10 protein-coding genes, 1 other RNA gene and 1 pseudogene are annotated in these 12,718 nt (G+C 71.1%); 9 read left to right on the forward strand and 3 right to left on the reverse strand.

Annotated elements, in window-relative coordinates:
• Window positions 1–100: 100 nt before the first annotated feature.
• Together prfB and DV701_RS00225 are read left to right on the forward strand one after the other, a co-directional pair.
• Complete coding sequence (prfB, locus tag DV701_RS00220) at window positions 101–1,219, forward strand: peptide chain release factor 2 (protein ID WP_114926587.1); 1,119 nt, start codon at window positions 101–103, stop codon at window positions 1,217–1,219.
• Window positions 1,216–2,715 (forward strand): aldehyde dehydrogenase family protein, encoded by a 1,500-nt coding sequence (locus DV701_RS00225; RefSeq protein WP_114926588.1) that lies wholly within the window; start codon window positions 1,216–1,218, stop codon window positions 2,713–2,715. The genes prfB and DV701_RS00225 overlap by 4 nt, the downstream gene beginning before the upstream one ends.
• 62 nt (window positions 2,716–2,777) lie before the next feature.
• Here DV701_RS00225 and DV701_RS00230 read toward each other — a convergent pair whose 3' ends face one another.
• From DV701_RS00230 to DV701_RS00240, 3 genes and pseudogenes are all read right to left on the reverse strand, one after another.
• Window positions 2,778–4,052: a M28 family peptidase gene (locus DV701_RS00230; protein WP_228255125.1), complete on the reverse strand. Its 1,275-nt coding sequence runs from the start codon at window positions 4,050–4,052 to the stop codon at window positions 2,778–2,780.
• Window positions 4,053–4,109: 57 nt separating this feature from the next.
• Window positions 4,110–5,415 (reverse strand): annotated as a pseudogene (locus DV701_RS19425) (D-arabinono-1,4-lactone oxidase).
• 11 nt (window positions 5,416–5,426) lie between these two features.
• The gene (locus DV701_RS00240; RefSeq protein WP_114926589.1) at window positions 5,427–6,749 is read right to left on the reverse strand and encodes an alanine racemase; all 1,323 of its coding nucleotides are present in this window, start codon (window positions 6,747–6,749) and stop codon (window positions 5,427–5,429) included.
• Window positions 6,750–6,845: 96 nt separating this feature from the next.
• Between DV701_RS00240 and ftsE the strand changes: the two genes are divergently transcribed.
• The 7 genes from ftsE (at window position 6,846) to DV701_RS00275 (ending at window position 12,502) form a co-directional block, all read left to right on the forward strand.
• Complete coding sequence (gene ftsE / locus DV701_RS00245; RefSeq protein WP_114926590.1) at window positions 6,846–7,541, forward strand: cell division ATP-binding protein FtsE; 696 nt, start codon at window positions 6,846–6,848, stop codon at window positions 7,539–7,541.
• Entirely contained in the window at window positions 7,538–8,461 is a 924-nt protein-coding gene (ftsX, locus tag DV701_RS00250; protein WP_114926591.1) for a permease-like cell division protein FtsX, read from the forward strand. Before ftsE ends, ftsX begins: the two co-directional genes overlap by 4 nt.
• 11 nt (window positions 8,462–8,472) lie before the next feature.
• Window positions 8,473–10,146: a M23 family metallopeptidase gene (locus tag DV701_RS00255; RefSeq protein ID WP_162802734.1), complete on the forward strand. Its 1,674-nt coding sequence runs from the start codon at window positions 8,473–8,475 to the stop codon at window positions 10,144–10,146.
• 51 nt (window positions 10,147–10,197) lie between these two features.
• Window positions 10,198–10,674, forward strand: a complete 477-nt coding sequence (gene smpB / locus DV701_RS00260) for an SsrA-binding protein SmpB (RefSeq protein ID WP_114926593.1) — start codon at window positions 10,198–10,200, stop codon at window positions 10,672–10,674.
• Window positions 10,675–10,776: 102 nt separating this feature from the next.
• Entirely contained in the window at window positions 10,777–11,196 is a 420-nt protein-coding gene (locus DV701_RS00265; RefSeq protein ID WP_114926594.1) for a CBS domain-containing protein, read from the forward strand.
• A 139-nt stretch (window positions 11,197–11,335) separates the two neighbouring features.
• Window positions 11,336–11,704: a transfer-messenger RNA gene (gene ssrA, locus DV701_RS00270) on the forward strand.
• 270 nt (window positions 11,705–11,974) lie between these two features.
• A complete protein-coding gene (locus tag DV701_RS00275; RefSeq protein ID WP_162802735.1) occupies window positions 11,975–12,502 on the forward strand; it encodes a MauE/DoxX family redox-associated membrane protein in 528 nt (175 codons plus the stop codon).
• The last annotated feature ends 216 nt before the right edge of the window (window positions 12,503–12,718 follow it).

The raw sequence follows: 12,718 nt of genomic DNA on the forward strand, positions 1-12,718 counted from the left end.
GGCTACGGGAAGCGGTAGGCAGTGTCTCCTGCGGTCGGTCCGGTCGACCGACGACCACGGCGCAGGGGCGGCCCAGGGCGGTCGCGTACCCTTGATCCTCGTGGCCGTGGACTTCGAGAACGAGATCAAGCACCTGCGCACGACGATGGGGTCCGTGCGCGAGGTGACCGACCTGGGGCGCCTGGAGAGCCAGATCAGCGAGCTGGAGACGAAGGTCTCGGCGCCCGACCTGTGGGACGACCAGGAGGTGGCCCAGCAGGTGACCTCCGCGCTGTCCCGGGCCAAGGCCGAGCACGACCGGGTGACGGGCATGGACACGCGGGTCGACGACCTGGAGGCCCTCGTCGAGCTGGGCACCGAGGAGAACGACGCGGAGACGCTGGTCGAGGCCGAGAAGGAGCTGGGCAGGGTCAGGCGCGCCGTCGAGCAGCTCGAGGTGCGAACCCTGCTCAACGGCGAGTACGACGAGCGCGAGGCGGTCGTGACGATCCGTGCGGGGGCCGGGGGCGTGGACGCGGCCGACTTCGCCGAGATGCTCATGCGGATGTACCTGCGCTGGGCCGAGCGCCACGGCTACCCGACGGCGGTGCTGGACACCTCCTACGCGGAGGAGGCCGGGCTGAAGTCGGCCACCTTCGAGGTCAAGGCGCCCTACGCCTTCGGCCACCTCGCCGTCGAGGCCGGCACCCACCGTCTGGTGCGGATCAGCCCGTTCGACAACCAGGGGCGGCGCCAGACCAGCTTCGCCGCGGTCGAGGTCGTCCCGCTCATCGAGAGCACCGACTCCATCGAGATCCCCGAGAACGACCTCAAGATCGACGTCTTCCGCAGCTCCGGCCCCGGCGGCCAGTCGGTCAATACCACCGACTCCGCGGTCCGGATGACCCACCTGCCGACCGGGACGGTCGTCTCGATGCAGAACGAGAAGTCCCAGATCCAGAACCGCGCCGCCGCTCTGCGCGTCCTCCAGTCGCGACTGCTGCTGCTGAAGAAGGCGGAGGAGGACGCCGCGCGCAAGGAGATGGCCGGCGACGTCAAGGCCAGCTGGGGCGAGCAGATGCGCTCCTACGTCCTGCACCCCTACCAGATGGTCAAGGACCTGCGCACCAACCACGAGGTCGGCTCCACCAGCGCGGTCCTCGACGGTGAGATCGACGACTTCATCGAGGCGGGGATCCGGTGGAAGCGCGCGCGGGAGAAGTCGGAGGACCGGGCGTGACGGCGTCCCCGACGGACGGGCAGCAGGGGTATGCCGAGCTCGTCGCCGGGCTCCGGGGCACCGTCTCGGCGGGGACGACCCTCGACCTCGCCTGGCGCCGCGCCCAGCTCGGCGCGCTGCGCCGCCTCGTCACGGAGAACCACGACGCGCTGACCGCGGCGGTGTCGGCCGACGTCGGCAAACCCGACCTGGAGGTCCACCTCACCGAGCTGTCCTTGGTCGTGCAGGAGATCGACACGCTGCTCGACGGCCTCGAGGCCTGGACCGCGCCCCGTCCCGTGGCCCTGCCCGCCACCTACCTGCCCGGGACCGCGCAGGTCCAGCTCCAGCCCAAGGGCGTGGTGCTCGTCATCGGACCCTGGAACTACCCGGTGCAGCTGCTCCTGGCACCGGTCGCCGGGGCGCTCGCGGCCGGCAACACGGTCGTGGTCAAGCCCAGCGAGGTCACGCCGACGGTCGCCGCGCTCCTGGCCGAGCTGCTGCCCCGCTACCTCGGTGCCGACGTCGCCGCGGTGGTGACCGGGGGCGTGCCCGAGACGACCGCCCTGCTGAGGGAGCGCTTCGACCACGTCTTCTTCACCGGGTCCGGCCGTGTGGGACGCATCGTGATGAAGGCTGCCGCCGAGCACCTCACGCCCGTGACCCTGGAGCTCGGCGGCCGGTCACCGGCCTTCGTGGACGGCACGGTCGACATCGAGGCCGTCGCCCGGCGGATCGCCTGGGGCAAGTTCACCAACGCCGGACAGACGTGCGTGGCACCCGACCACGTCCTGGTCACGCGCGAGGTCCGCGAGGAGCTGCTGGCGGCGCTGGGGCGCGCGATCACCTCCTTCTTCGGACCGGACCCGCGGCGGAGCCGGGACTTCGGGCGGATCGTGAACGCCGAGCACCACGCCCGGCTCGTCTCGCTGCTGGGTTCCTCCGGCGGACGGGTGGTCCTCGGCGGGCAGCACGACGTCGAGGACCGCTTCTACCTCGCGCCGACGGCCGTCGTCGACGTGCCGGCGGACGCGGACCTGCTCAGCGAGGAGATCTTCGGGCCGGTGCTGCCCGTCGTGACCGTCGCCGACGCGCGGGAGGCCATCGAGGTCGTCGGGGCCGGCGAGCGACCACTGGCTCTCTACGTCTTCTCCGAGGACGAGCAGACCCGCGCCGCGTTCGGGGCGCGCACGGTGAGCGGCGGGCTGGCCTACGGCTCCCCGCTGCTGCACCTCACGGTGCCCGGCCTGCCCTTCGGCGGCGTGGGTGCCTCGGGCATCGGCCGCTACCTGGGCCAGGCCTCGGTCGAGGAGTTCAGCCACCACCGCTCGGTGCTGTCCAAGCCGCTCCGTCCGGACACGCTGCGCCTGGTCTACCCGCCCTATCCGGGGTGGAAGCGCCCCCTCGTCCGCCGGTTGATGGCTCCGCTCGGACGGGGAGCACTCACCACGGAGGTGCCGTCCCGAGCCCTCGTGGCCGGCGCCCGGTTCGCGCGGCGGCTGCGCCGGGCCGGGTGAGCCGCACGGCCCGTCCCGGGCAGGGACGGGCCGCGCCGCTCAGCATGTCTTGAGGAGGTCGGTCAGGCGGCCGGCTGCTCCTTGGTCGGCAGCGGACCCTGCGGGTGCGGCTTGCCGGACTTGCCGGCGCTGCGCTCGCCGTTGACCGCGGAGGTGTCCTGGGCCAGCGACAGGGTGGCGTGGGCGATGGCCTTGGACATGATCTCCAGCGCCTCCATGCTCACGTTGTCGATGTCGTCGGCAGGCGCGTGGTAGTTCGGGTCGTAGGTGATGCCCTCGGTCCCGCCGAACAACGCGACCTCCTCCGGCGTCTTGGTGCCGTCGGCCCCGGTGAAGAGGCCGGAGGCCGGGATGCCGTCCTCGGTCGCCGCGGAGCCCTCCGGCACCTGGACCGGCGCCTCGTAGGTGGACTCGTCGGCGTCGTAGACGCCGATGACGTAGTTGGGCGAGGCCACCATGTCGAAGTTGAGGTAGGTCGCGATGTCGTCGAGCTCCTCGGCGTCGTTGGCGTAGAGGTCCTCGACGTAGTGCCACGAGCCGAGGAGGCCGTGCTCCTCGGCGCCCCACCAGGCGAAGCGCACCTGGTTGTTGAGCTTGTTGACCCCGGCCAGCTGGACCGCCGTCTCCAGGATGGCGGCCGACCCCGACCCGTTGTCGTTGATGCCGGGCCCGTCCTCGACGCTGTCCAGGTGCGCGCCGAGCATGACGACGTTGTCGGTGCGGCCCTGCGCCGTCTCGGCCAGGACGTTGAAGGTCTCGACCTCCTCCAGGGAGGTCTCGATGACCAGGTCGGCCTCGACCGTCCCGGACGCCATCGCCGTCAGGAGGGCCTGGCCGGCGGCCTGGCTGATGCCGGTCGTGGGCACCGCGTTGAGCGACTTGGCGGAGAAGGCGCAGTTGCCGCGGCTGATGAGCGCGATGCTGCCGTCCGGGAAGCCTTCCCAGTCCTCGGCCGCGCAGCCCTGGGCTCCCGCCGGAGCGGCCAGCGGTGCCGTCACGGTGCCGCTCGGGCTGTACTCCATGACGATCGTGCTCACCGCGCCCGCGCCCGTGGACAGCTCGCCGATGAGCACGCGGAAGAGCTCGAAGGAGAAGTGCTGCCGCTGCGTCTCGTAGCCGGCCGCGGCCAGGGTGGACTCGACGTAGTCGGCGCTGGCCTCGTAGCCGGAGGTGCCGGCCGCGCGGTTGCCGTCGTGGGCGTCGGCGATCCCCTGGAAGGCCTCCAGGTGGTCCATGACCGCGTCCGCGGTCACGGCGGCCGTGATCTTCTTGCTGTTGTTCGGGTTGCCGTTGTTGCCGGGCTTGGCCAGGGCCGGCGAGCCCAGGGACTTGATCAAGTCTTGACCCAACCCTTGACCGCGCTTGACCTGACCCGGCCGGGTCCCCCCAGCGGGTCAGGGGCCGAGCACGCGCTCCAGGTAGGCGTTGGCCAGCACCCGGTCCGGGTCGAGGCGGTCGCGCAGCGCCAGGAAGTCGCCCATCCTCGGGTAGAGCCCGGCGAGCGTCTCGTGGTCCAGGTCGTGCATCTTGCCCCAGTGCGGGCGGCCGCCGTGCGCCATGGCCACGTCGCGCACGGCCGCGAAGTAGTCGGCCGGGTCCTCCCGGTGGTAGCGGTGGGCGTCGACGTAGCCGGTGCGCCGCCCGGAGGCGGTGGACAGCCACAGGTCGTCCGCCGCGGCCGCGCGGAACTCCAGCGGGAAGCTGATCCGCCAGCCCCGCCTGCCGATCAACGAGGCCAGCTCGCGCTGCACGGCGGGGACGGCCTCCAGGGGCACCGCCCACTCGGTCTCGTGGAAGCGGACCCGCCTCGAGGTCGCGAACACCCGGTCCGAGCGGTCGGTGAACTCGCGGCGGGCCATCAGCCGCGCGGACACGCGGTTGACGGTCGGGACCACGGCCGGGACCCGGGCGGCGAGCCGGCAGGTCGCGGCGAACGGCCCCGTTGGCCAGGAGCGTGTCGTCGACCAGGCGTTGACGCCTGGACAGCGGGGCGAGCGCGGCGTCGGCAGGCAGGCGCGTGTTGACCTTGGTCGCCGCCAGGCCGGTGTGCGGGAACCAGTAGAACTCCAGGTGGTCCTCGGTCCCGCACCGCTCGACGAACGTCTCCAGCACGTGCTCCAGCGGCTCCGGACGCTCGACCGCGCGCAGCGAGAAGGCTGCGTCGAGCTGCAGGGTCACCGCGGTGACGACGCCGAGCGCGCCCAGACCGACGACCGCGCCGGCGAGCTGCGGATCGTCCTCGGTCAGCACGCGGACCTCGCCGGTGCCGTCGACGAGGGTGAGGCCGACGACCTGGGTGGCCAGGCCGCCGAGGCCGACGCCGGTGCCGTGGGTCCCGGTCGACACGGCACCGGAGATGCTCTGCCGGTCGATGTCGCCGAGGTTGGTCATGGCCAGCCCGAGAGGAGCCAGGAGGTCGGGTATGGAGTGCAGGCGCGTCCCGGCTGCGAGGCTCACCCGGCGGCGGGCCGGGTCGGTGGCGAGCAGACCCTGCAGGCCGGTGAGGTCGACCTGCACGTCCGGTGCCTGCGCGACCGCGGAGAAGGAGTGGCCCGAGCCCACCGGCTTGACCCGCAGACCCTCGTCGCGGGCTCGGCGGACGACCTCGACCACCTCCCCCTCGGACCGGGGACGCTCGACGCGGACCGGCTGTGCCGTGACCGATCCGGCCCAGTTGCTCCAGGTGGTCTGCCGGGTGATGGCGGTCGTGCTCACAGGAAGACCTTTCCCTCGCCGCGGTAGGTCGGGACGACGTCCTCGACCTCGGTCCTGGTCTGTCCTCCGACGAGACGGGAAGGGACCACGACGAGGTCGTCGGTGTGCTCGGACAGCTCGCCGGCCTTCGCGTGGCGCCACCAGGTGAGGTCGCCGACCCGCAGGTCGCGGGCGCCGGGTCCGCGCAGCGGGGTCTGCACCTCGCCGGCGCCCTCGTTGGGGACGAGCGAGACCTCCGGCGGCCACACCGGGACCGGCACGCGGTCCTGCCCCGCGGGGCCGGAGGCGATCCAGCCACCGCCGAGCACCGTCGCGACCCCGGGCCCGGGACGTCGCACGACGGGCAGCGCGAAGGCGGCGGCAGGGGCGGGGGAGAAGCTGCGGTAGCGGTCGAAGAGCGTCGGCCCGAACAGACCGCTGCCGGCGGCCACCTCGGTGACGCTGGGGTCCTGGCGCGTCAGGTGCACCGATCCGGTGCCGCCGCCGTTGACGAACTCGAGCTCACCGCCTCCCTCCCGCACGACCTGGCGCACCGCCGCCACCATGGCGGTCCTCCGGGCGAGCACGTCCTGCCACGAGGCGGCCTGGAGCCGGCGGACGAGGAGCGTGCGCGCGTCGGCGCCCGCCGCCCTCGCCCGCGCGCCCCGACCGCCGCTCCCCACGGTCGCGTCGCCCACCCCGGCCAGCTGCGCCTCGTAGCCCATGAGCCCGACGAGCCGGAAGCCGGGACGGGCGAGGACCTGCCGCGCCAGGGCGGCGGCCTGGGCGGCCGTCGAGACGGGGGAGCGGTAGACGCCGACCCGGCCGGTCAGCCGCCCGGCCCGGGGTGGCTCGTAGGAGAGGTCGAGGTCGACCGCGACCCGCACCTCGGGCCTGCCCGAGGGGTGGGCGACGGCGTCGACGAGGTCGAGGTGGTCGACGGAGTCGATCATCAGCGTCACCCTCCGGCAGGCCTCGTCGTCGGCGAGCAGCGCACGCAGAGCCACCCGGTCCGCGGTGGGGTAGCCGAGCACGACGTCGTCGCACCACCCGGCCGCCCACACGGCCTCCTCGAGCGTGTAGGCGAGCACCCCGGCATACCCGGGCAGTGCGAGCAGGGCCTCCACGACGGGACGGGAGCGGACCGACTTGGTGGCGACCCGCACGGGCGTGCCGCCGGCGCGCCGCAGGAGGTCCGCCGCGTTGCTCTCCAGGGCCGCCGCGTCCAGGGTGACGACGGGTGCGGGCCGGTCCGCCACGGCGGAGGAGAGGGCCGGCCAGTAGGACGAGGGGTGCGCCCAGGGGCCGCGGGTGTCGGTCGTCGGCAGCGTCAGGAGCACGGACCGACTCTAGGCCACGGTGCTTGGTCACAGGTGCCACATCCGTTACCGTGAGTCACGGCCGTCACCCCTGTCCCCGGAGAAAATCGCGTCCGCATGATCACACTCGAGCAGGTCAGCCTGCGCTACGCCAAGGGGGACCCCTGGGCGCTGCGGGAGGCGGACCTCGACGTCACGCGCGGGGAGTTCTGCTTCGTCGTCGGCCCGTCCGGCTCGGGCAAGAGCTCGCTGCTGCGCCTGGTCAACCTCGAGCAGCAGCCGACGCAGGGACGGGTCCTGGTGGCCGGGCACGACCTGGGGGAGCTGCCGCACCGGCGCGTCCACCTGCTGCGCCGCCAGATCGGCGTCGTCTTCCAGGACTTCCGCCTGCTGACCGGACGCACCGTGGCGCAGAACGTCGCCTACGTGCTCCAGGTGCTGGGCGTGCGCAGCCACGAGATCCGCCAGCGGGTCCCCGAGACGCTCGCGCTCGTCGGGCTGCAGGACAAGGGTCGGCGGCTGCCGCACGAGCTCTCCGGCGGCGAGCAGCAGCGGGTGGCGATCGCGCGCGCGATGGTCAACAAGCCGCCCATCCTGCTCGCCGACGAGCCGACCGGCAACCTGGACCCGGACACCAGCGCCGAGATCGTGGCGATCCTGGACCGGATCAACCGGGCCGGGACCACCGTGCTCATGGCCACGCACGACACGACGATCGTCGACCAGTTCCGCAAGCGCGTGGTGCAGCTGCACGAGGGCCGCGTGGTCCGCGACCAGGCCGAGGGCGGCTACCGGGAGGTGGTCGCGCCGTGAGGCCGGGCTTCCTCCTGGGCGAGGTCGCCAACGGGCTGCGCCGCAACGCCTCCATGGTCGTCTCCGTCGTCCTGGTGACGATGGTCTCCCTCTTCTTCCTCGGCGTCGGGCTGCTCGCCCAGGCGCAGGTGAGCACGGCCAAGGGCTACTGGTACGACAAGGTCCAGGTCTCGATCTTCCTGTGCACCCCCGACAGCGTCGACGTCGCCTCCTGCGCCGGCGGCGGCGTGTCCCAGGACCAGCGCGACCAGATCGCCGCCGACCTCGACGGGCTCAAGCCCCTCGTCACCGAGTACTTCTACGAGTCCAACGACGAGGCCTACGAGCGCTTCCGCGAGCAGTTCCGCAACTCACCGGTGCTGGACTCCATACCCCAGGAGGCGATCCCGGAGTCCTTCCGGGTCAACCTGTCCGACCCGAGCAAGTACGAGGTCATCCGGGCCGCCTTCGAGAACGCCCCCGGCGTGGAGAGCGTGGAGGACCAGCGCGAGGTCGTGGACAAGCTCTTCACCTTCCTCGGGGTTCTCAGCGTGGGGGCGCTCGCGCTCGCGGTGGCCATGGTCGTCTGCGCGGTGCTGCTCATCTCGACCACGATCCGGCTCACCGCGTGGACCCGGCGCCGGGAGACCGCGATCAAGCGGATGGTCGGCGCGTCGGCCTTCTCGATCCGGCTGCCGTTCGTCCTGGAGACCGTCGTGGCCACGCTGGTCGGCGCCGGGCTCGCCGTCGGGCTGCTGTGGGCCACCGTGCGCTACGGCATCACCGGGTTCCTCTCCGAGCTGCTGGCGGGGGACAGCGGCCTGATCAGCCTGGTCGGCCCGCACGACCTGTGGTTGATCACCCCGTTCCTGGCCGGAGGAGCTCTCCTGCTGGCCGTCGTCACCGCCTGGTTGGCGCTGCACCGCCACGTGAGGGTATGAGGAGAGTCACCATGAGCAAGCACGTCACCACCTCCCGGGGCAGGCGGCTCCGCCGCCGCCTCCACGGGGCGCTCGCCCTGACCCTGGCGGGGGCCCTCCTCGGCGGGCCGGCGCTCGCCGACGACCTGCACGACATCCGCGACCGGATCCGCAAGGTCGAGCAGCAGCAGGACCGGGCCAAGGACGACCGCAGCGCCGCCACGCAGCAGGCCGGGCAGCTGGGCGACGAGCTCGAGCACACCAGCGCCGAGCTGGTGGCCGCGGACGAGCGGCTCCGGGAGACCACCGCCAAGGTCGCGGACGCGCGGGTGGCCCTCGGCGAGGCCGAGGCCGACCTGGCCGACGCCGAGGCCGAGGCCCGCCGGATCGAGGCCGAGCTGGCCGTCGCCCGTGCCAACGAGGCGCAGATCGAGGAGTCGCTGGCCGCCAACGAGGACGCCCAGGCGGAGAGCCGCTCCACGATCGGGGCCATCGCGCGGGACAGCTACAAGCAGGGCGGGCTCGGCTCGCTGGCGACCACCCTCGAGCTGCTCTCCGGGGAGTCCGACGCGGTCGAGCAGATGGCGATGGCGCGCACCGTGCTGCGGGTCCAGGACCAGCAGATCCTCGCGCTGTCGGTGCAGCAGGCGCAGGCGGTGGCCGAGCAGGACCGGCTCGCCGGCGTCCGCCGCGACATCGACTACCTGCTGGCCAGGGCGGAGGCCAACGTCGTCGCCAAGGAGCAGGCGCGCCAGGCGGCCGAGGAGGCGAAGTCCGCCCTGGAGGCGCTCGAGGCGCAGCAGGCGCAGGACAAGGCCGCCCTGGAGAAGGAGAAGGCCAAGGTCGAGAAGGCCCTGGCCGCCGAGCAGCGACGCGCGGACGACCTCACCGCCCAGCTGCGCAGCCTGGCCAGCAAGAAGCACGGGCTCAAGGCCCAGGAGCAGGTCGAGGTGGACCGGATCGCCCGCGAGAAGGCGGCCGCCGAGGCGGCGGCGGAGGCGCGCCTCCGCGCGGAGGCGCGGCGCCGAGCGGAGGAGGCCGCCGCGCGGCAGCAGGCTGCCGAGGAGGCCGCCCGTCAGCGGGCTGCCGAGCGCGAGGCACAGCGGCAGCGGGAGGCGGCCGCCGAGGCCCAGCGCCGCAGCGACCAGGCCGCCGCGGACGAGGCGAACCGGCGCGCCGCTGCCGCGGACGCCGAGGCGCGACGGGCCCAGGACGCCGCCGCGGACGCCAAGGCCCGCGAGGACGCGCAGGAGCGGGCCCGTCGTCAGGAGGCTGTCCAGGAGCGCGCGCAGGCCCAGCAGGTGTCCTCCTCTGGCTACCTCAGCCAGCCGATGCCGGGAGGGATCACCAGCGAGTTCGGGATGCGCCTGCACCCGATCCTGGGCATCTACGTCCTGCACTCCGGCATCGACTTCGGTGCTGCCTGCGGCACGCCGGTCGCGGCCGCCGCGGACGGCGTCGTCTGGGCCACGCCCTACGACGACAGCCGCGGCAACCACGTGATCGTCGACCACGGGGTGCAGCGGGGCGTCAACCTCACCACGGCATACCTGCACCTGAGCAGCTTCGCGGTTTCGCCGGGCCAGTCGGTCGCGCGCGGGCAGGTCATCGGCTACGAGGGCACCACCGGGTCCTCGACCGGCTGCCACCTGCACTTCGAGACCCGCGAGAACGGCACCCCGGTCAACCCGCGCAACTGGCTCTGAGCCGATAACCCGCTGGGCCTTGGCCCGGTCACCGCCTAGGATGGGCCGGTCATGCCCAAGGAAACCGGCCGCAAGGTCATCGCCAACAACAAGAAGGCCCGGCACGAGTACCTCATCGAGGACACCGTCGAGGCCGGCCTGGTGCTGTCCGGGACCGAGGTGAAGTCGCTGCGGCACGGACGCGCCTCCCTCGCGGAGGGGTATGTCGTGGAGTACGGCGGCGAGCTGTGGCTGGAGAACGTGCACATCCCCGAGTACTCCCAGGGCACCTGGACCAACCATGCCGCGCGGCGGCGGCGCAAGCTGCTGCTGCACCGGGAGCAGATCGACAAGCTGGTGGTCAAGGTCGAGCAGGCCGGGCACACGATCGTGCCGCTCTCGCTCTACTTCAAGGACGGGCGGGCCAAGGTCGAGATCGCGCTGGCCAAGGGCAAGAAGCTGCACGACAAGCGGCAGACCCTGCGCGAGCGTCAGGATCGCCGCGAGGCGGAGCGCGCCATGTCGGCGCACCTCAAGCGGCACGGCTGAGCGGTGTCAGGAGGGTCGCGGCCCCGGACGTTCTGCGGTTGCCTGGGCACGCCGGCCGGTGCAGGGTGGACGCGTACGTCATACCCCCCGTGAAGGAGACCCGTGACCACCGCACGCGAGATCATGACCGCCGACCCCCACACGCTCCGCGAGGACCAGACCCTCGTCGAGGCTGCCCGGCTCATGCGCGACCAGGGCATCGGTGCGGTACCGGTCGTCGCCGCCGACGGTTCGCTGGTCGGCATCGTCACCGACCGTGACATCGCGATCCGCGGCGTGGCGGACGGCGGCGACCTCACCTCCATGAGCATCGGGGGCCTGGCCCAGGGGATCGTCTCGACCGTGGGCCCGGAGGAGGACATCAACCGGATCGTGGACACCATGGGCGGGCAGCAGGTCAAGCGCCTACCGGTGATGGAGGGCGGCAACCTGGTGGGCATCATCAGCGAGGCCGACCTCGCGCGGCATGTCGCTGACGACCACGTGGTGCACTTCGTGCAGATGGTCTACGGGCGCGGCTGAGCCGGCCTGGACCTCCTGCGCCGCCCGGCGGGTGGGCCGTCGGGAATCGGTGTGCACAGGTCCGCGTTGGACCGTCTAGACTGGACGTTCCGCCGCCAGGGCGGGATCTTGACAACTGCACAGCGTGAGACACCCCCATGGGGGTGATCGGTTTCGACGTCGTACGGCATTTCAGGGGAAGCGGGTCGAGGAGGCAAGGTCATCTCGTCAACGCTCCTTGCGAAACCAATAGCTGCCAATTCCAAGCGCAGCGACTTCGCCCTCGCCGCCTGAGCGAGCCACGAAGTCTGTCAGCCTGAGCTAGTTCTCGACTCAGTGTCTGGCATCAGCTAGAGAACTTGCTCCGCCGTCAGGTCACCGGACGGCGGGGGACTCCTAACGTGACTGGGCCTGTCAGGGAACGTGTGCGCGCGAGCCCTGGGGCCGAGAAAATCCGTAGCGCACTGCACCCGGAGAAGCCCTGATCTACTTGCGACGGACGCGGGTTCGATTCCCGCCACCTCCACGAATGTGTCTCACGCTGTGCTGGTTATCCCACGTCAGCCCCCGGATTCCGCGTAACTACGCGGAATCCGGGGGCTTCGTCGCGTGGGCGCGTGTGAGCAGATGTAGGCTCGACAGAGCATCTGATTTGTCACAGGCTTGTCACGCGGTCCGGGCTGGTGGCGATCTTGTCCATGGACCCTTCGGTCGGACCGTCGGTTGCGAAGAGCCGGTCTACATGGGACAGTTGTCTCACCAGTCAATGAAGACGTTTGGAGATCAAGGGGCTGATTTCATGGTGGCAACCCTCATTCTAGTCGTCCGCCTGAGTGTTGGCACACTTCTGCTGATTGCGCTAGTCGGAAAAGTGTTGGACTTGCGTGGTGCTATCAAGCAACTTTCCGCGTATAGATTGCTGCCTGCTCGAACCTCGAAGACCGCCTTGGCGATTCTTTTGGCGACGGAGCTGACATTGGGAACGCTTCTCATCATGGGATATCGGGAATCTCTGACCATGGTGCTGACTGGTTTGACCTTCGCCAGTTTCGCCGCCGTAATGTATGTCACACTCAAGCGGGGCCTGGTCGTGGAGTGCGGGTGCATGGGCCGGCTTAGCAGTTCGCAAGTCAGCTGGCCGCTGATTTTGCGCAACGTAGTTATCGCGGTCGCGCTCATCGCCTTGCCGATGGCGGGTCAAACATTGAGAGCAGAACTGTTTTCGGTGAAAGCATACGACGCAGCCGCGTTGCTGTTGCCGATCATCGCCTCCGGCATCTTTGCGAGGCGACTTCACAAAGTTCCCCAACCTATCTTGCCCACATGATTCACACACCATGGAAGGAACATCATGACGCTCACAAGACGCCTCTTTGTCAAGGGTGGTGCCGCGGCAAGTTTCGGCACGTTTCTCTTTGGACTTTTCCCAGAGGTGGGGAAGGCTCGGAGTGGCCTGCGCTCCACGGCGTTCTAGGAAGCGCCGGTAATCACACTGGTGCGCGAGAGCGACGACTTCGCCGCAGTAGCTGCCCAGTACCCACAG

The sequence above is a fragment of the Ornithinimicrobium avium genome (assembly GCF_003351765.1).
Taxonomy (GTDB): domain Bacteria; phylum Actinomycetota; class Actinomycetes; order Actinomycetales; family Dermatophilaceae; genus Ornithinicoccus; species Ornithinicoccus avius.